We start from the raw sequence: 19,098 nt of genomic DNA, 5'->3' as shown, positions 1-19,098 counted from the left end.
GGATCAACCACGGACTGCCCCGAGCTCGGCCTGCAGCCGGTCGTGGATGCGGGCCAGCTGGTCGGCGCGCTCCTCGAGCGGCTGCTGCTCGAGCAGCTCGAGCTCGTCGAGGAGGTGCTCTTCCGTCATGACGTCGAGGCTAGCGAATCGATGACGCGGAGCTCGTCGGCGCGCGAGAGCCTGTTGGCGCTCGGCCGGTCGAGGCCGCGCCCCTGCTCGTCGGCCAGTACGTCGACGAGCATGCCCTCGAGCGGGCGGTGCTCGCCGCCCGCGGCGCGGTAGCGCGCGCTCGAGCGCTGCGCGTGCGGCTCGAGTGCGGCGGGCAGCGTGAGCGGCAGCGCCCGCGGCCCTGCCCAGTGGCCGACGTCGGCCGCCTCGAGCTGCGCGTCGGTCGCGAGCACGAGCTCGCCCGTGTGGCCCGCGATGCCGCGGGCGGTCTCGATGAGCGCGTGCAGCCGCCGCTCGGCGCCGACGGCGTTCACGACGCCGTCGATCGCGGGTGCCCGGTCGACGAGGAAGGTCGCGAGGTCGCGCACGTCGATCGTCTGGGTCGCCTGGTCTCGCGCGGGCACGAGCACGGGGCCGTCGGCCGCGAGCGCGAGCCGCGCGACCCAGTGGCCGAAGCGGTCGCTGCCGTCGCCCGGGCCGCCGATGAGCCCGGGGCGCACGACGAGGAGCCGCGCGCCGAGCCGCTCGCGCAGGGCGCGCTCGATCCACGCCTTCGCGCCGCCGTAGTCCTCCTCCGACTCGGACTCGGGCACGAGCTCGTCGTCCTCGTCGGCGCCGACGGGCGCCTCGAGGCGCTGCGCCGAGACCGACGAGACGAAGGTCCAGTGCCCGGCACGGTCGGCGAGCGCGTCGAGCGCGCCGCACGCGTGGCGCGGGATGCGGGTGACGTCGACGACCTCGTCCCACTCCCCCGAGAGCGCGTCGTACGCATCCGCATCGTCCCGGTCGGCCCGCTCGAGCCGAGCGCCGTCCGGCACCGCGCCGGCCTCGCCGCGCGCGAGGCACGTGACCTCGGCACCGCGCTCGACGTGACCCCGCGCGATCGCGCGACCGAGCCACTGCGTGCCGCCCAGCACGAGCACGCGCCGCGGCGCTGTCGTCTCACCCATGGCGCCACGCTAGCGTCACGGCGTGACCACCGGAGCCGCCGACGTGCCGCCGCCCGGCACGCGAGTGCCGCCCGCGATCGCCGCGGTCGCCGGCGACGACCCGCTCGAGCTCGTCTGGCGCAACGAGCAGGGCGGCGTGACCGCGCGCATCGAGCGGCCCGGCGGCGCGGTCTTCGCGAAGTGGAACCCGGCCGGCAGCATCGAGTCGCTGCGTGCCGAGGCCGAGCGGATGCGCTGGCTCGGCGGCGTGGGGTCGGTGCCGGTGCCGCGCGTGCTCGCCGAGCGCTCGGTCGCTGCGGGCGAGCTGCTCGTGACCGCCGCGGTCCCGGCCGTCTCGATCGTCTCGCCGGCCGGGCGCCGCTCCCCGGCGGCGGCCGCGGCCGCGCTCGGCGCGGGGCTGCGAGCGCTGCACGCGATCGACGTGGCGTCGTGCCCCTTCCCGGCGCCGGACTGGACGGCGCGCGAGCCGGTCGACGATCCGGTCGTCTGCCACGGCGACCCGTGCGCGCCGAACACGCTCATCGCGAGCGGCGCGTTCGCCGGGCTCGTCGACCTCGGGCGCGTGGGGGTGTCGGATCGCTGGGCGGACCTGTCGATCGCGTCGTGGTCGCTTGAGTGGAACGGCCTCGCGGCGGCCGAGCCCGCCTTCTGGCGCGCCTACGGGCGGGCTCGCGACGAGTCGCGCATGGCGCGGTGGCGCGCGCTGTGGGAGCCGCCGCCCGCGTGAGCGGCTCGGCTCAGTCGATGCCGGCGGCGCGCGCCGCCCGCGCGGCTGCGCGCACGCCCTCGCGCCACACCTCGCCGTGCCCCGGCAGCACGATCGTCGCGTCGGTCTCCTCGAGCGCGTCGAGCGAGCGGAGCGCGAGCTCGGGCTTGACGGTCGCGGCGCCCGCGACGACCCGCGGACCGGTGCGGGTCGTGTAGGGGTCGAGCGTCACGAGGGCGTCGCCGCTGATGACCGCGCCGCGGTCGGGCAGGTGCAGCGCCACGTGCCCGTCGGTGTGGCCCGGTGTCGCGACGACGCGCGGGCTGCCCGGCAGGTCGAGCACCGCGTCGGCCTCGATCGGCACCGTGCCGCGCACGCCGTCGACGCTGAGCGCGCCGACGGAGGCCATCGCGGCGAAGATCGGCAGCGAGCCGGGATAGCGGAAGGGGTACCAGAGCCGCGAGTTCGCGGTGCGGTAGCGGTAGGGGTGCCGCGCGATGCGCGCGTCGCCCTGGTGCAGCCACAGCGGCACGCCCTCGCGCTGCAGCCCCTCCGCCATGCCGAGGTGGTCGAAGTGCGCGTGCGTGAGCACGAGCGCCCGCACGTCGGCGATCGAGCGCCCGATCGTCGCCAGGGCCGTGTCGAGGTGCGGCCGGCTGCGCGGGAAGAGTGAGTCGACGAGCGTGACCGCTCCCCCGTCCTCGATCAGGTAGGCGTTCGTCGACGCGTGCTGGAGGCGGTGGATGCCCGGGGCGACGTCGCGCTCGAGCACCGCCTGACGGCGTCGGCGGACGGCGCCCGTGCGGCACCCGCTGTCGGACTCGGTCGTGGAGGGAAGCATGCCCCCATTCCAGCGCGCCGACCTGGACGGCGCACCGGGCGAACGTCCAGCCTCAGAGGGCGAGCAGCTCGTCGGCGACGCGCAGGCCCAGCACCGGGCGATCGGCGCTCCACACCGCAGCGCACGCGGCGCGGATCGTGTCGACGGGTCGATCGCCGGCGCGCACGAGCGTGATGTCGATCCCCGAGCGCCGCACCGCTGCGCGACCGACCTCGAAGTACATCGCGCGCGTCGACGTCTCGAGCGTCTCGCGCACCGGGAGGATCGGCTGCTGGAGGTCGCGCAGGTCCTCGATCACGTGGTCTGGCCGCATCGACGGATCGGCGCCGATGAGGCTCGCGCCCCGGTCGATGCCCGTGAGCACCGCGATCGAGCGGATGCCCGCCCGCCTCGCGCCGAGGATGTCGGTGTCGAGGCGGTCGCCGATCATGACGGGCGACCGAGCGCCGAAGCGCGCCGCCGCGACGTCGAACATCGGTGTCTCGGGCTTGCCCGCGAACTCCGCGAGCCTGCCGACGGCCGTGTGCACGGCGGAGACGAGGGTGCCGTTGCCCGGCGCGATGCCGCCGGCCACGGGGATCGTCCAGTCGCCGTTCGTCGCGATCCACGGGATGCCGCCGTGCTCGGGCTTCCGCGCGAGCGCGAACGACGCCTCGGCGAGGTCGTTCCAGCCGACGGTCGGGTGGAAGCCCTGCACGACCGCCTTCGGCTGCTCTGCCGCGGTGCGCACGACGCGCCACCCGCGGGCCTCGATCTCGACCACGATGCCGGCGCCGCCGACGACGAGCACGGGGTCTCCCGGCTGCAGGTGCCGCTCGAGCAGCAGCATCGCAGCCTGCGGGCTCGTCACGACGTCGCCGGGCTCGACCGGCAGGCCGAACGAGCGCAGGTGCTCCGCCACCTCGGCGTCGGTGCGGGATGCGTTGTTCGTGAGGAACGCGGTCGGCAGACCGGTCGCGACGATGCTCTCGACGGCGTGCGGGATCGCGTGCGGGCCCTTGTAGACGACGCCGTCGAGGTCGAGGTAGAGGAAGTCGGCTCCGTCGATCGGGGTCGGCTCCGGCGCCGGCTGCGCCTTCCGGAACAGGCCCATCAGCGCGTGCCCTCGGGGCGCTCCTCGCCCTCGATGAGGTCGTCGCCGAAGAGCGCGTCACCGAAGAGCGCGTCGTCGCCCGCGACCGACATGCCCGCCTCCGACTCCACTCCCTCCGATCCGACGGCCTCGCCCTGCGGCTCGCCCTCGTCGATCGGTTCCTGAACCACCGGCGCATCGGTCTCGACGTCCGCGGCGACCTCGCTCGACGCCTCCTCCGCTGCGGACTCCTCGGCCTCGCCATCGAGCGGGACGTCGACCGAGCCGGCGGCAGGCGCCTCGCCGACGCCGTGCACCTGGTCGGCGTCCTGCACCTCGTCGGCGTCCTCGGCGATCGGCGACTCGAGCCGCTCCGTGGTGATCACGATCTCCTCGAGCTCCCCCGGTCGCAGCGCGTCCTCGAGCGCGTCGATCGCGCGATCGGCGAGCTCGAACCACTCGGCCGCCTCCTCGTCGCGGCCGAGCTCCTCGAGCACGGCTCCGAAGCTCGCGAACAGCGCGGGGCTGTACTCGAACGCCTTGTCCTTCCGGAGCTCCGGGATGCGGAGCTCCTCGAGCGCTGCCTCCTTCTGCCCGAGGTCGAGGCGCGCTCCGGACTTCACGATCGCGAGCTCGACGCGCACGGGCGTCTCGAGCGTGGATGCGTCGACCGAGCGGGCGAGCTCGAGCGCCTTCTCGGGGCGTCCGAGTCCGCGCTCGCAATCGGCCATGAGCGGCAGCTGGTCATCGCGCCCGGTGATGCGGCGGTAGGTGCGCAGCTCGCGGAGCGCGAGGGCGAAGTCGCCGAGCTGGTAGGCGGTGATCGCGAGCGTCTCCCGGACGACGCCGATGCGGCCCGCGCGCCGCGACGCCGCGAGCGCGTGCTTGTGCGCGAGCTCAGGGTCCTCGTCGATGAGCCGCGACGCCATCGCCATGTGCTTCGCGACGAGCTCGGCGTTCTCCTTCGTCAGCGTCTTGAGCTGCGCGCGAGCGCCGATGTCGAGATCCTCCGGTGCGACATCATCGGGCAGGTGCGGCGGCACGAAGCCGTCGTCGCGCACCTGCTTGAAGCTCTCGCCCGTGCCGTCGCCGCGACGCTCGAAGTCGCGGCCCGGCCGCGCGGCATCCCGCTGCGGGCCGGAGTTCCTCGAGCGCTGATCGTCGCGCCGCTGCTGGTCCTTGCGACCGAAGCGGTCGCCATCGCGCTGCGGACGGCGGTCCCCATCGCGCTGCGGACGCGAGTCCCGGTCGAAGCGGCGCTCACCGCCGCGCTGCGGCCGACGGTCACCGTCACGCTGCGGACGCGAGTCCCGGTCGAAGCGGCGCTCACCATCGCGCTGGGGACGACGGTCGCCATCACGCTGCGGACGCGAGTCGCGATCGAACCGGCGCCCACCGTCGCGCTGGGGACGACGATCCCCGTCGCGCTGCGGACGGGCGTCGCCGAACCGGCGCTCGCCATCGCGCTGCGGACGACGGTCGTTCTCCCGCTGGGGACGCGAGTCGCCCCCGGCGCGGTAACCGGTGTCGCCGGGGCGCAGCGGCTTGCGGTCTGCGTCGCGCGACTGCCCGCGGTCGCTCGAACGCGATCCGTCCCGCGCGGGCCGGCCATCGCCGTAGCGACGGTCACCGTCACGCTGGGGTCGACGGTCTCCTGCGTCGCGCCGGCGGTCGCCGTCGCGCGAGCTGCGATCTGCCTTGTCGTTCACGGCACCATTCCATCCGGGTCCAGAAACGGAGAAAGGGGCCCCAGACGAATCTGGGGCCCCTTTCCAAAAGAAGTCCGGCGGTGTCCTACTCTCCCACAGGGTCCCCCCTGCAGTACCATCGGCGCTGAGAGCCTTAGCTTCCGGGTTCGGAATGTGACCGGGCGTTTCCCTCTCGCTATGGCCGCCGAAACACTATTGATGTTTCAGTTCGCACAGCTCTTCGCATGAAGCGAAGGGCTGCAGTCCTCGACCGTACATCGAGAACCACAAAGTGGACGCGAGCAGCAAGCTCATGTATATGTTATCAAGTCATCGGCTTATTAGTACCGGTCAGCTTCATGGGTCGTTAGTCCCCACTTCCACATCCGGCCTATCAACCCAGTAGTCTGGCTGGGAGCCTCTCGCCCGAAGGCACGGAAGTCTCATCTTGAGGCCGGCTTCCCGCTTAGATGCTTTCAGCGGTTATCCATCCCGAACGTAGCTAATCAGCGGTGCTCCTGGCGGAACAACTGACACACCAGAGGTTCGTCCAACCCGGTCCTCTCGTACTAGGGTCAGATCCTCTCAAACTTCCAACGCGCGCAGCGGATAGGGACCGAACTGTCTCACGACGTTCTAAACCCAGCTCGCGTGCCGCTTTAATGGGCGAACAGCCCAACCCTTGGGACCTACTCCAGCCCCAGGATGCGACGAGCCGACATCGAGGTGCCAAACCATGCCGTCGATATGGACTCTTGGGCAAGATCAGCCTGTTATCCCCGAGGTACCTTTTATCCGTTGAGCGACAGCGCTTCCACAAGCCACTGCCGGATCACTAGTCCCGACTTTCGTCCCTGCTCCAGTTGTCACTGTCACAGTCAAGCTCCCTTGTGCACTTACACTCGACACCTGATTGCCAACCAGGTTGAGGGAACCTTTGGGCGCCTCCGTTACTTTTTGGGAGGCAACCGCCCCAGTTAAACTACCCACCAGGCACTGTCCCTGAACCGGATTACGGTTCGAAGTTAGATATCCAGAGTGACCAGAGTGGTATTTCAACATTGACTCCACCCGAACTAGCGTCCGGGCTTCACAGTCTCCCACCTATCCTACACAAGCCACACCGAACACCAATACCAAGCTGTAGTAAAGGTCACGGGGTCTTTCCGTCCTGCTGCGCGTAACGAGCATCTTTACTCGTAGTGCAATTTCGCCGAGTTCGCGGTTGAGACAGCTGGGAAGTCGTTACGCCATTCGTGCAGGTCGGAACTTACCCGACAAGGAATTTCGCTACCTTAGGATGGTTATAGTTACCACCGCCGTTTACTGGGGCTTAAATTCTGAGCTTCGCTTGCGCTAACCCTTCCTCTTAACCTTCCAGCACCGGGCAGGCGTCAGTCCGTATACATCGACTTGCGTCTTCGCACGGACCTGTGTTTTTAGTAAACAGTCGCTTCCCACTGGTCTCTGCGGCCTTCAAACGCTTTCGGCAGCTAGTGCCGTCACGCCTCAGGCCCCCCTTCTCCCGAAGTTACGGGGGCATTTTGCCGAGTTCCTTAACCACGATTCTCTCGATCTCCTTGGTATTCTCTACCTGACCACCTGAGTCGGTTTGGGGTACGGGTGACTTGAACCTCGCGTCGATGCTTTTCTAGGCAGCATAGGATCACAGACTTCCCTCTAGGGTTCGGCAAAGCTCTCAGGCTATGTGTGCGACGGATTTGCCTATCGCACGCCCTACGGCTTACCCGGACTCAACCATCGGCCCGGTTCTGCTACCTTCCTGCGTCACACCTGTTAATACGCTAGCCGCACCAGCGAAGGGTCGAGTGCTAGCCCAAGGACATCCCCCGAAGGGTTCAGTCCAAGGATTCGGACTCTTAGCATTACTGGATTGACTTGGGCGGTTCTTCGCCAGCTCAGGATTATCAACCTGATGTCCATCGACTACGCCTGTCGGCCTCGCCTTAGGTCCCGGCTTACCCAGGGAAGATTAGCTTGACCCTGGAACCCTTGGTCTTTCGGAGGACTGGTTTCTCGCCAGTCTTTCGCTACTCATGCCTGCATTCTCACTCGTGTGGCGTCCACGGCTGGATTCCTCCGCCGCTTCACTCGCCACACGACGCTCTCCTACCAATCCGCACGCCTGGACAGCCGAAGCTGCCGAGCTGTTGCGCGAATTCCACGACTTCGGTGGTGTGCTTGAGCCCCGTTACATTGTCGGCGCAGAATCACTTGACCAGTGAGCTATTACGCACTCTTTCAAGGGTGGCTGCTTCTAAGCCAACCTCCTGGTTGTCTAAGCAACTCCACATCCTTTTCCACTTAGCACACGCTTGGGGACCTTAGTCGGTGGTCTGGGTTGTTTCCCTCTCGACGATGAAGCTTATCCCCCACCGTCTCACTGCTGCGCTCTCACTTACCGGCATTCGGAGTTTGGCTGACGTCAGTAACCTTTTGGGGCCCATCGGCCATCCAGTAGCTCTACCTCCGGCAAGAAACACGCAACGCTGCACCTAAATGCATTTCGGAGAGAACCAGCTATCACGAAGTTTGATTGGCCTTTCACCCCTATCCACAGCTCATCCCCTCAGTTTTCAACCTAAGTGGGTTCGGTCCTCCACGAGGTCTTACCCTCGCTTCAACCTGGCCATGGATAGATCACTTCGCTTCGGGTCTAGGACATGCGACTGAATCGCCCTATTCAGACTCGCTTTCGCTACGGCTACCCCACACGGGTTAACCTCGCCACATATCGCTAACTCGCAGGCTCATTCTTCAAAAGGCACGCTGTCACAGCTGCTAGGGCTGCTCCAACGGTTTGTAAGCAAACGGTTTCAGGTACTATTTCACTCCCCTCCCGGGGTACTTTTCACCTTTCCCTCACGGTACTTGTCCGCTATCGGTCATCTGGGAGTATTTAGGCTTACCAGGTGGTCCTGGCAGATTCACACGGGATTTCTCGGGCCCCGTGCTACTTGGGATGGACCTCGCGCCATCGCGCGGTTTCGGCTACGGGATTGTCACCCTCTTCGATGAACCTTTCCAAGTTCTTCGCCTACCGCGGTCTGTAACGCTTGCTGCTCGGCAGAGCAGCTGAGATGTCCCACAACCCCGATCGTGCAACGCCTGCCGGCTATCACACACGATCGGTTTAGCCTCTTCCGCGTTCGCTCGCCACTACTGACGGAATCACTGTTGTTTTCTCTTCCTGTGGGTACTGAGATGTTTCACTTCCCCACGTTCCCTCTACCCGCCCTATATATTCAGGCGGGAGTCACTGGGTCGGCACGCCGCCCAGCGGGGTTTCCCCATTCGGAGATCCTCGGATCAAAGCTCGTTTATCAGCTCCCCGAGGCTTATCGCAGATTACTACGTCCTTCATCGGCTCCAGATGCCAAGGCATCCACCGTTTGCTCTTAGAAACTTGACCACATACATGAGTATTTTGGTTAGGACACCACCGCCGAGGCGATGGCGACCAATGATCTATATAGATCATCAAGACTCGAGCCGAAGCTCGAATCTAAGATGCTCGCGTCCACTGTGTAGTTCTCAACTTACGGTCGGTACCGTCGACCTCCGCGCGCTGCGCGTCAGCCGGCCGGTCCGAGGGAAGAGACGCCGAAAGGCGCCGTCTGGTCCCTCAGGACCCAACAGCGTGCATGCGCCCGACCTCACTCGCCCCGCGGTTCCGAGCTGCCTAGGCAGCTGTACTTCGCTGGGCTCGATCCTTCGAGCGCCAATGTCAATGTTCCACCCTTGAGCTTCCACCGGTCGACGTGTGCGACCGTAGTGGCTCTGCGCCGGCTGTGCCGGCGAGATGCTCCTTAGAAAGGAGGTGATCCAGCCGCACCTTCCGGTACGGCTACCTTGTTACGACTTAGTCCTAATCACCGATCCCACCTTCGACAGCTCCCTCCAAAAGGTTAGGCCACTGGCTTCGGGTGTTACCGACTTTCATGACTTGACGGGCGGTGTGTACAAGGCCCGGGAACGTATTCACCGTAGCGTTGCTGATCTACGATTACTAGCGACTCCGACTTCATGGGGTCGAGTTGCAGACCCCAATCCGAACTGAGACCGGCTTTTTGGGATTCGCTCCACCTTGCGGTATCGCAGCCCATTGTACCGGCCATTGTAGCATGCGTGAAGCCCAAGACATAAGGGGCATGATGATTTGACCTCATCCCCACCTTCCTCCGAGTTGACCCCGGCAGTATCCCATGAGTTCCCACCATAACGTGCTGGCAACATAGGACGAGGGTTGCGCTCGTTGCGGGACTTAACCCAACATCTCACGACACGAGCTGACGACAACCATGCACCACCTGTATACCGACCTTGCGGGGCGACCATCTCTGGCCGTTTCCGGTATATGTCAAGCCTTGGTAAGGTTCTTCGCGTTGCATCGAATTAATCCGCATGCTCCGCCGCTTGTGCGGGCCCCCGTCAATTCCTTTGAGTTTTAGCCTTGCGGCCGTACTCCCCAGGCGGGGAACTTAATGCGTTAGCTACGACACGGAGACCGTGGAATGGTCCCCACATCTAGTTCCCAACGTTTACGGCATGGACTACCAGGGTATCTAAGCCTGTTTGCTCCCCATGCTTTCGCTCCTCAGCGTCAGTTACGGCCCAGAGATCTGCCTTCGCCATCGGTGTTCCTCCTGATATCTGCGCATTCCACCGCTACACCAGGAATTCCAATCTCCCCTACCGCACTCTAGTCTGCCCGTACCCACTGCAAGCCCGAGGTTGAGCCTCGGGTTTTCACAGCAGACGTGACAGACCGCCTACGAGCTCTTTACGCCCAATAATTCCGGACAACGCTTGCACCCTACGTATTACCGCGGCTGCTGGCACGTAGTTAGCCGGTGCTTTTTCTGCAGGTACCGTCACTTTCGCTTCTTCCCTGCTAAAAGAGGTTTACAACCCGAAGGCCGTCGTCCCTCACGCGGCGTTGCTGCATCAGGCTTGCGCCCATTGTGCAATATTCCCCACTGCTGCCTCCCGTAGGAGTCTGGGCCGTGTCTCAGTCCCAGTGTGGCCGGTCACCCTCTCAGGCCGGCTACCCGTCGTCGCCTTGGTGAGCCGTTACCTCACCAACAAGCTGATAGGCCGTGAGCTGATCCTTGACCGAAGTTCTTTCCACCCTCAGGAGATGCCTCCGAGGGTCGTATCCGGTATTAGACGCCGTTTCCAGCGCTTATCCCAGAGTCAAGGGCACATTGCTCACGTATTACTCACCCGTTCGCCACTAATCCGGAGGAGCAAGCTCCTCCTTCATCGTTCGACTTGCATGTGTTAAGCACGCCGCCAGCGTTCGTCCTGAGCCAGGATCAAACTCTCCGTAAAGAAATGTTGCGTACCGCTCGGGGAAAACCGGGCGGCAGCGAGTTTGATGCTGACAAAATGGACTGTCTACTGACAATCCGTCTCATCCAAAGGAATCGTGTGCCCGAAGGCACTACGAGTAATTTTTGGCATTTGACATTGTGCACGCTGTTGAGTTCTCAAGGATCAGACGCTCTCGTGCATTCCCCATGGGGGTCTGCGCCGAGGCAACTTCTCTATGTTAGCCACTTCCCGGTCCGTGTCAAATCGACACGCCGTGCGGAGCTTCGCTGGCGCCGGACATCGACCGGCTCGTGGCAGCCCGTTCAGGCTACACGCTCCGGAGCGACTGTCAAGTCGGCGTCGGCTGGAGCCGGCTCGCTGTTCGGCCTGGCTCGTGGCAACCCGTTCAGGTTACACGCTCCAGAGCGACTGTCAAGTCGGCATCTGCGAGAGCCAGTCTCGATCGATCCGGCTCGTGGCAACCTGTTCAGGTTACACGCTCCGGAGCGACTGTCAAATCGGCTCCTGCTGCACCGGGCTCGCATTCGGCCCGGCTCGTGGCAACCTGTCTAGGTTACACGCTCCGGAGCGACTGTCAAGTCGGTGTCTCGCTCGGTCGGCAGCTGCCGACCGTGCTCTCCGCACATTCATCGTTGAAGTGGTCTGTCACCGCACCCGCGTCTCGGCAAGCACGCGAAAGCGTGGCCGTTCTGCTGGGGGTGGTCCCTCTTGATCCGCTGGCCTGTCCGGCTCGGCGTCTTTGGGGTGACGAGTGGATACGTTACACGGCTCGGGGACGCGGGCCGCAAACTGCGTGCATCCCGGGCGTGTCGCGCCGCTCCCCCGGCGGCGTCAGGCGCCGGCGTCGACGCCCGCGAGCGTCTTCTTGCCGCGGCGGAGCACCGCGAAGCGGCCGTGCAGCAAGCGGCCCTCGAGCGTCGCCGCCGGGTCGTCGATGCGCTGGTTGTTGACCGAGACGCCGCCTTGCGCGATCGCGCGCCGCCCCTCGGAGAGGGAGTCGACGAGTCCCGTCTCCTGCAGCAGCTGCAGGACCGGCGCGTCATCCGTCGCCGTCGCCTGGCGGTCGAGCGAGCCAACCGCGGCGGCGAGGGTGCCGGCGTCGAGCGCCGCGAGATCCCCGGCACCGAAGAGCGCCTCCGATGCGGCGATCGCCTGCTCCGTCGCGGCGCGACCGTGGATGAAGGCGGTCGCCTGCAGCGCGAGCTCGCGCTGCGCCTCGCGGCGGAACGGGGCCTCGGCCGTCGCGCGCTCGAGCTCGGCGATGCGAGCCGACGGCAGGAATGTGAACGACTTCAGCAGCTGCACGACGATCGCGTCGTCCTGGTTGAGCCAGAACTGGTACATCGCGTAGGGCGTCGTCAGGTTCGGGTCGAGCCAGACGGCGTTGCCCTCGCTCTTGCCGAACTTGCGGCCGTCGGCATCGGTGATGAGCGGCGACCCGAGGGCGTGGGCGTGGACGCCCTCGGCCTTGCGGATGAGCTCGGTCCCTGCGGTGAGGTTGCCCCACTGGTCGCTGCCGCCGAGCTGCATGATGCAGCCGTAGCGGAGGAAGAGCTCGCGGAAGTCGAGTCCCTGGAGCACCTGGTAGCTGAACTCCGCGTAGGAGATGCCCTCGTCCGACTCCATGCGGGATGCGACCACGTCCTTGCGGAGCATCGTCCCGACCCGGAAGTGCTTGCCGACCTCGCGCAGGAAGTCGACGGTCGAGAGCGGCTCGGTCCAGTCGAGGTTGTTCACGAGCCGCACGGCGTTGTCGCCCTCGTCGGAGAGGAAGCGCAGCATCTGCTCGCCGAGGTACGTGACCCACTCCGCCACGGTCTCCCGCTCGTTGAGCTGCCGCTCGGCCGTCGGCTTCGGGTCGCCGATGAGGCCGGTCGAGCCGCCGACGAGGGCGAGCGGCCGGTGGCCGGCCAGCTGCAGCCGGCGCATGATGATGAGCTGCGCGAGGTTGCCGAGGTGCAGGCTCGGGGCGGTCGGGTCGAATCCGCAGTAGTACGTGATCGGGTCGCCGCCGAGCAGCGCGCGCAGCGCCTCCGGGTCGGTCGAGACGTGCACGCTCCCGCGGTACTGCAGCTCGTCCCACACGTTGTCGAAGGCGGGGTCGAGCTGGATGGGGGCGAGGTCGATCACGGTTCGAATCTACCGAACGTCAGCCGCGCGAGAGCCGGGACAAGCGCTCGTCGAGCGAGGCGAGCTGCGCGTCGACCGCGGAGCGAGCGGTGCCGCCGAGCCCCGCGCGAGCGGCGATCGCACCGTCGACCGTCAGCACCTCGCGCACGTCGGGGGTCAGGTGCTCCGACACCGAGCGGTAGTCGTCGTCGCTCGCCTCGTCGAGCTCGATCCCCCGCTGCTCGCACAGCCGCACGAGCGCGCCGGCGATCTCGTGCGCCTCGCGGAACGGCACCCTGCGCTTGACGAGCCACTCCGCCACGTCGGTCGCGAGCGCGTACCCCGCCGCCGCGCCCGAGCGCATCCGCGCCTCGTCGAACTCGAGCGTCGCGATCATCCCGGCGAAGGCCGGCAGCAGCACCTGCAGCTGGTCGACCGCGTCGAACACCGGCTCCTTGTCCTCCTGCAGGTCGCGGTTGTACGCGAGCGGCAGCGCCTTGAGCGTCGCGAGCAGACCCGTGTGATCGCCGATGAGGCGGCCGGCCTTGCCGCGCGCGAGCTCGGCGATGTCGGGGTTCTTCTTCTGCGGCATGATCGACGACCCGGTCGAGAAGCCGTCGTGGAGCCGCGCGAAGCCGAGGTCGCGCGTCGCCCAGAGGATGACCTCCTCGGCGAGCCGCGAGATGTCGATCGCGGTCATCGCGAGCACGAACGTGAGCTCCGCGACGACGTCGCGAGCGCTCGTCGCGTCGATCGAGTTCGGGCTCGGGGCGGCGAGCCCGAGCTCGCGGGCGACGAGGGCCGGGTCGAGCCCGAGCGTCGAGCCGGCGAGCGCGCCGGCGCCGTAGGGCGACTCGCTCGCGCGGACCCGCCAGTCGGCGAGCCGCTCGAGGTCGCGCACGAGCGGCCACGCGTGGGCGAGCAAGTGGTGGGCGAGCAGCACCGGCTGCGCGTGCTGCAGGTGGGTGCGCCCGGGCATCGCCGCGTCGGGGTGCGCATCGGCCTGCATCCGCAGCGCCTCGATCACCGCGCGGATGCCGCGCTCGACCTCCTCGGTCTCCTCGAGCATCCACACCCGCACGAGCGTCGCGATCTGGTCGTTGCGCGAGCGCCCGGCGCGCAGCCGGCCGCCGAGGTCGGCGCCGGCGATCTCGATGAGGCCGCGCTCGAGCGCGCCGTGCACATCCTCGTCCGAGTCGGCGGCGACGAACGCGCCGGAGCGCACGCGCTCGCTCAGCTCGTCGAGCGCCGCGCGCATGCCGGCGAGCTCGTCGTCGGAGAGCAGCCCCGCCGCGTGCAGCGCGCTCGCGTGCGCCTGCGAGCCGCGGATGTCGAGCTGCGCGAGCCGCCAGTCGAACTGCGTCGACTTCGAGAGCCGCGCGAGCTCGGGGCTCGGTCCCGAGGCGAAGCGGCCGCCCCACAGCGAGCCCTCGTTCGTGCCGTGCTGCTGCTCGCTCATGCGTCCGCCTTCTCCAGCAGCCACGCCAGCAGCGCCTTCTGCGCGTGCAGGCGGTTCTCCGCCTCGTCCCAGATGATCGACTGCGGCCCGTCGATGACGTCCGCCGCGACCTCGAAGCCGCGGTCGGCCGGCAGGGAGTGCATGAAGACCGCATCCGGCTTCGCGAGCGCCATGAGCGCGCGGTCGACCTTGAAGCCGCCGAAGGTCGCGACTCGCTCGGCCTTCTCGTCCTCCTTGCCCATCGACACCCACGTGTCGGTCACGACGACGTCGGCGCCTGCGACCGCGGCCGCGGCGTCGTCGCCGACCGTCGCGCTGCCGCCCGTCTCGCCGGCGATGCGCTCGGCGTCGGCGACCACCGCGGGCTCGGGCGCGTAGCCGGCCGGAGCGGCGACGCGCACGTGCATGCCCGCGGTCGCGCACGCGAGGAGGTAGGACTGCGCCATGTTCGATCGCCCGTCGCCGACGAACGCGACCTCGAGCCCGGCGAGCTCGCCCTTGTGCTCCTGCATCGTGAGCAGGTCGGCGAGCAGCTGGCACGGGTGGAAGTCGTCCGAGAGCGCGTTGACGACCGGCACCGTCGTGCCGGCGGCCATCTCCTCGAGCCCGGCTTGCGCGTAGGTGCGCCAGACGATCGCGGCGACCTGCCGCTCGAGCACGCGCGCGGTGTCGGCGGCGGTCTCCTTGCCGCCGAGCTGGCTCGAGGCCGTCGAGATGATGAGCGGCGAGCCGCCGAGGTCGGAGATGCCGACGTGGAACGAGACGCGCGTGCGGGTCGACGACTTGTCGAAGATGACGGCGACCGACTGCGGTCCCTCGAGCGGGCGCTCGGCGAAGCGGTCGCGCTTCATGCGCGCGGCGCGCTCGAGCACCTCGCGCTGCTCGGCGGGGCTCAGGTCGTCGTCGCGCAGGAAGTGCCGGGTCATGCTGCTCCTCGGTCGGGGCCCTCGGTGGGGGATGCGGTGGTGGCGGATGCGGGCACGACCTCCGTGCCGGATCCCGCGGTCGTGAAGATCTCGGTCAGGATCGAGTGGGGCGCGCGGCCGTCGATGATCGCGGCCTTCGGCACGCCCGCGCGGACGGCCGCGAGGCACGCCTGCATCTTCGGGATCATGCCCGACTCGAGCGACGGCAGGAGCGCCTCGAGCTCGACGTCGGTGATCTCGCTCACGAGCGACGAGCGGTCGGGCCAGTCGCGGTAGAGGCCCTCGACGTCGGTGAGGATGACGAGCTTCTGCGCGCCGAGCGCCGCCGCGAGCGCCGCGGCGGCCGCGTCGGCGTTGACGTTGAGCGACTCCCCCGGCCGGTCGCCATCGGGCGCGATCGACGAGACGACCGGGATGAGCCCCGCGTCGAGCAGCCGCCGCACGGGCGTGGGGTCGACGTCGACGACGTCGCCGACCTGGCCGAGGTCGACCTCCTCGCCGTCGACGACCGTGCCGCGCCGACGGCCCGTGAAGAGCCCGGCGTCCTCCCCCGACATGCTCGCGGCGAGGGGGCCGTGCGCGTTGATGAGCGACACGAGGGTGCGCGCGACCTGGCCCGTGAGCACCATGCGCACGACGTCCATCGCCTCGCGGCTCGTGACGCGGTAGCCGCCGCGGAACTCGCTCTCGATGCCGTGGATGCGGAGCGCCTCGCTGATCTGCGGTCCGCCGCCGTGCACGACGACGGGCGCGATGCCGACGTGGCGGAGGTAGACCATGTCCTCGGCGAAGGCGCGCTGGAGCTCGGCCGACACCATGGCGTTGCCGCCGTACTTCACGACCATCGTCGCGCCGCGGTAGCGCTCGAGCCACGGGAGCGACTCGATGAGCGTCGCGGCCTTCTGCGCGAGCTGCGCCTCGTCCCTAGCTGGCATACGCGGAGTTCTCGTGGACGTACTCGTGGGTGAGGTCGTTCGTGCGGATCGTCGCCGCGTGCTCGCCCGCGTGCAGGTCGATGCGAATGCGCGTCTCGCGCGGGGTGAGGTCGACCTCCTCGCGCGGGCGGTCGGGCTCGCCGGCGTGGCACACCCGCACGCCGTTGAAGGCGACGTCGACCTCGAAGGGGTCGAACGACGCATCCGTCGTGCCGATCGCCGCGAGCACGCGGCCCCAGTTCGGGTCGTTGCCGAAGATCGCGGCCTTGAAGAGGTTGGAGCGCGCGACCGAGCGGCCGACGACGACCGCGTCGTCCTCGCTCGCGGCGCCGAGCACCTCGATCGCGATGTCGTGGCTCGCGCCCTCGGCGTCGGCCTGCAGCTGCCGCGCGAGGTCGTCGCACACCGCGGTGACGGCCGCGGTGAGCTCCGCCTCGCCGGCGCGCTGCCCCGAGGCGCCGGACGCGAGCAGCAGCACGGTGTCGTTCGTCGACATGCAGCCGTCGGAGTCGAGCCGGTCGAAGGTCACGCGCGTCGCGGCGCGGAGCGCGCGGTCGAGCATGGCGGCGTCGGCGACCGCATCGGTCGTGAGCACGACGAGCATCGTGGCGAGCCCCGGCGCGAGCATGCCCGCGCCCTTCGCCATGCCGCCGACCGTGTAGCCGCCCCGGCTGTCGATCGCCTGCTTCGGCACCGAGTCGGTCGTCATGATCGCCCGCGCCGCCGCGAGCCCGGCCGCCTCGTCGTCGCCGAGCGCGTCGACCGCGAGGTCGACGCCGCGGAGCACCGCCTGGCGGAAGGCCTCGTCGCCGACGCCGATGAGCCCCGTCGAGCACACCTGCACCTCGACGGCGCCGATGCCGAGTCGCTCGGCGACCCGCTCGGCCGTCTGGTGCGTGGTCTGGAAGCCGAAGGCGCCCGTGAAGCAGTTCGCGCCGCCGGAGTTGAGGATCACCGCGCGAGCGGTGCCGTCGGCGAGCGCCTGCTGGCTCCACAGCACCGGGTTGGCCTTCGCGCGGTTGGCGGTGAAGACACCGGCTGCCGCATCGATCGGGCCGTCGTTGACGACGAGCGCGACGTCGGCGCCCCCGCTCGACTTCACGCCCGCGGCGACGCCCGCTGCCCGGAAGCCCGCGGCCGCGGTCACGCTCACGGCGCCACCCCGTCGATCGGCAGCCCGAGCTGCTCGTCGAGGCCGAGCGCGATGTTCGCCGACTGGATCGCGGCGCCCGCGGTGCCCTTGCCGAGGTTGTCGAGCGCGGCGATCATCACGACGCGACCGGCGTCCTGGTCGAGGCCGACGCCGATGTGCACCGAGTTCGAGCCGATGACGTCGGCGGTGCGCGGGTAGTGCCCTGCGGGGAGCACGTGCACGAAGCGCTCGTCGGCGTAGGCCGAGAGCCACGCGCCGCGCAGCTCGTCGGCGCTCGCGTCGCCCACGAGCGGCGCCGTCACGGTCGCGAGGATGCCGCGCGACATCGGCACGAGCACCGGCGTGAAGGAGTGCCGCACCTCGGTCGCGCCCACCATCCGGAGGTTCTGCGCGATCTCCGGCAGGTGGCGGTGCGTGCCGCCGACGCCGTAGGGCGTCGCGCTGCCCGTGAGCTCGCTCGCGAGCAGGTGGGTCTTCGCGCCACGGCCCGCGCCGGAGGAGCCGACGGCGAGCGCGGACGTGAGCCCCGTCGGGTCGATGAGCCCGGCCGCGATGCCGGGTGCGGCCGCGAGCGTCACGGCGGTCGCGTTGCAGCCCGGCACGGCGATGCGGCGGGCGGCGCGCAGCTCGCGCCGCTGGCGGCCGCCGTCGGCGAGCATGAGCTCGGGCATGCCGTAGGGCCAGGTGCCGGCGTGCTCGGTGCCGTAGTAGCGCGTCCACTCGGCCGCGTCGAGCAGCCGGTGGTCGGCGCCGGCGTCGACGACGAGCGTCTCGTCGGGGAGCTCGGCGGCGATCCCGGCGGAGTGCCCGTGCGGCAGCGCGAGGAAGACGACGTCGTGGCCGGCGAGCACCTCGCGGGTGGTCTCCTGGAAGGTCAGCGTGGCGAGGGAGCGCAGGTTCGGGTGCACGGACACGAGGGGCTGCCCGGCGTTGGCGTGCGCGGTGACGGTGCGCACCTCCAGCTCGGGGTGCTGCGCGAGCAGCCGCAGCAGCTCGCCGCCCGCGTATCCGCTCGCGCCTGCGACGGCGACGGAGAGGCTCATGCTCCCAGGCTATCGGCCCCTCGGATGCCGCTACGCCCGGAAGGCGACCTCGACGGCGGCCTCGACCTCGATCTCGCCGGCCGAGAGCGCGACGGGCGCGCTGCCGTCGGCGCTCGCGAGCATCGCCGCCTCGGCGCCGCCGCGCGCCTTGCCGAAGGGTCGCGCCGGCGCGGGGTCCGGCTCCCGGATGGCCGTGATCGCGGGCTCGCCGAGCGCCGCGGCGCGCGCGTAGTCGGCGGCTCGAGCGCGGGCGTCCTCGACCGCGAGCTCGCGCGCGCGGCTCGAGAGCCGTCGCTCGGTCTCCTCGGCGAGCGACCACGTCACGCCGCCGACCTCGTGCTCGGGCGCGCTGCCCAGCTCGCCGATCCAGGCGCCGAGCGCGTCGACGTCGACGAACGTCGCGGTGAGGGCGGCGGATGCGGTGAAGACGAGGCGCTGCGGCAGCCCCTCGCCGACCCACTCGCGGTGGTGCGAGACCCACGCGCGGTCGGCGTGCCACGACTCGATCGCGCCCGCGGCGGCGAGCGCTCGCGCTCGCTCGACCGCGGCCGCGTGCGCCGTCGTCACCGCGGTCATCGCCGCGTCGGGCGCATCGGCCTGCCAGCGGGAGTGCACCGTCACGGTCGCGCGCTCGGCGGCGGCGCGCAGCGCGGCCTCGCCGCGCACCAGGATCTCGACCACGACCGGATG

At 68.8% G+C, this 19,098-nt stretch carries 13 protein-coding genes and 3 rRNA genes; 1 reads left to right on the top strand and 15 read right to left on the bottom strand.

Annotated elements, in window-relative coordinates; all coding sequences use genetic code 11:
• Positions 1-3: 3 nt before the first annotated feature.
• Positions 4-129 carry a hypothetical protein gene (locus JQT67_RS13635; protein ID WP_021011834.1) on the bottom strand — a complete coding sequence of 42 codons (126 nt, stop codon included), beginning with the start codon at positions 127-129 and terminating at the stop codon, positions 4-6.
• A complete protein-coding gene (locus JQT67_RS06760; RefSeq protein ID WP_208064023.1) occupies positions 126-1,118 on the bottom strand; it encodes an NAD-dependent epimerase/dehydratase family protein in 993 nt (330 codons plus the stop codon). The genes JQT67_RS13635 and JQT67_RS06760 overlap by 4 nt, the downstream gene beginning before the upstream one ends.
• Positions 1,119-1,140: 22 nt before the next feature.
• On the opposite strand from JQT67_RS06760, the gene JQT67_RS06755 reads away from it, so the two are divergent.
• Entirely contained in the window at positions 1,141-1,845 is a 705-nt protein-coding gene (locus tag JQT67_RS06755; RefSeq protein WP_307864246.1) for a phosphotransferase, read from the top strand.
• Between the two features lie 10 nt (positions 1,846-1,855).
• On the opposite strand, the gene JQT67_RS06750 is transcribed toward JQT67_RS06755, so the two are convergent.
• The 13 genes from JQT67_RS06750 to JQT67_RS06690 all read right to left on the bottom strand — a co-directional run bounded on the left by JQT67_RS06750 (position 1,856) and on the right by JQT67_RS06690 (position 19,089).
• Complete coding sequence (locus tag JQT67_RS06750) at positions 1,856-2,665, bottom strand: MBL fold metallo-hydrolase (protein ID WP_243755757.1); 810 nt, start codon at positions 2,663-2,665, stop codon at positions 1,856-1,858.
• Positions 2,666-2,717: 52 nt separating this feature from the next.
• A complete protein-coding gene (locus JQT67_RS06745; RefSeq protein WP_208064022.1) occupies positions 2,718-3,758 on the bottom strand; it encodes an HAD-IIA family hydrolase in 1,041 nt (346 codons plus the stop codon).
• A complete protein-coding gene (locus JQT67_RS13455; RefSeq protein WP_307864245.1) occupies positions 3,758-4,798 on the bottom strand; it encodes a hypothetical protein in 1,041 nt (346 codons plus the stop codon). The genes JQT67_RS06745 and JQT67_RS13455 overlap by 1 nt, the downstream gene beginning before the upstream one ends.
• A gap of 720 nt (positions 4,799-5,518) precedes the next feature.
• Positions 5,519-5,635: ribosomal RNA gene (gene rrf, locus JQT67_RS06735) — 5S ribosomal RNA — on the bottom strand.
• Between the two features lie 111 nt (positions 5,636-5,746).
• Positions 5,747-8,858: ribosomal RNA gene (locus JQT67_RS06730) — 23S ribosomal RNA — on the bottom strand.
• A 401-nt stretch (positions 8,859-9,259) separates the two neighbouring features.
• Positions 9,260-10,780 (bottom strand): 16S ribosomal RNA (locus tag JQT67_RS06725).
• The 16S, 23S and 5S rRNA genes sit together here, the layout of an rRNA operon.
• An 834-nt stretch (positions 10,781-11,614) precedes the next feature.
• Complete coding sequence (gene tyrS / locus JQT67_RS06720) at positions 11,615-12,922, bottom strand: tyrosine--tRNA ligase (protein ID WP_208064066.1); 1,308 nt, start codon at positions 12,920-12,922, stop codon at positions 11,615-11,617.
• A gap of 10 nt (positions 12,923-12,932) precedes the next feature.
• Positions 12,933-14,351, bottom strand: a complete 1,419-nt coding sequence (argH, locus tag JQT67_RS06715; RefSeq protein ID WP_021011827.1) for an argininosuccinate lyase — start codon at positions 14,349-14,351, stop codon at positions 12,933-12,935.
• Complete coding sequence (gene argF / locus JQT67_RS06710; RefSeq protein ID WP_208064021.1) at positions 14,348-15,277, bottom strand: ornithine carbamoyltransferase; 930 nt, start codon at positions 15,275-15,277, stop codon at positions 14,348-14,350. The genes argH and argF overlap by 4 nt, the downstream gene beginning before the upstream one ends.
• Positions 15,274-16,212 (bottom strand): acetylglutamate kinase, encoded by a 939-nt coding sequence (gene argB / locus JQT67_RS06705; protein ID WP_208064020.1) that lies wholly within the window; start codon positions 16,210-16,212, stop codon positions 15,274-15,276. Before argB ends, argF begins: the two co-directional genes overlap by 4 nt.
• The gene (gene argJ / locus JQT67_RS06700; RefSeq protein ID WP_208064019.1) at positions 16,202-17,365 is read right to left on the bottom strand and encodes a bifunctional glutamate N-acetyltransferase/amino-acid acetyltransferase ArgJ; all 1,164 of its coding nucleotides are present in this window, start codon (positions 17,363-17,365) and stop codon (positions 16,202-16,204) included. The genes argB and argJ overlap by 11 nt, the downstream gene beginning before the upstream one ends.
• The gene (argC, locus tag JQT67_RS06695; protein WP_208064018.1) at positions 17,362-18,408 is read right to left on the bottom strand and encodes an N-acetyl-gamma-glutamyl-phosphate reductase; all 1,047 of its coding nucleotides are present in this window, start codon (positions 18,406-18,408) and stop codon (positions 17,362-17,364) included. Before argC ends, argJ begins: the two co-directional genes overlap by 4 nt.
• 30 nt (positions 18,409-18,438) lie before the next feature.
• Positions 18,439-19,089, bottom strand: a complete 651-nt coding sequence (locus tag JQT67_RS06690) for an SIMPL domain-containing protein (RefSeq protein ID WP_208064017.1) — start codon at positions 19,087-19,089, stop codon at positions 18,439-18,441.
• Positions 19,090-19,098 lie beyond the last annotated feature (9 nt).

Origin of the sequence: Agrococcus sp. TF02-05, assembly GCF_017565345.1 — a bacterium.
GTDB lineage: Bacteria > Actinomycetota > Actinomycetes > Actinomycetales > Microbacteriaceae > Agrococcus > Agrococcus pavilionensis.
Note: the sequence above shows the minus strand (reverse complement) of the source record. Positions and strands in the feature narration are given on the sequence as shown.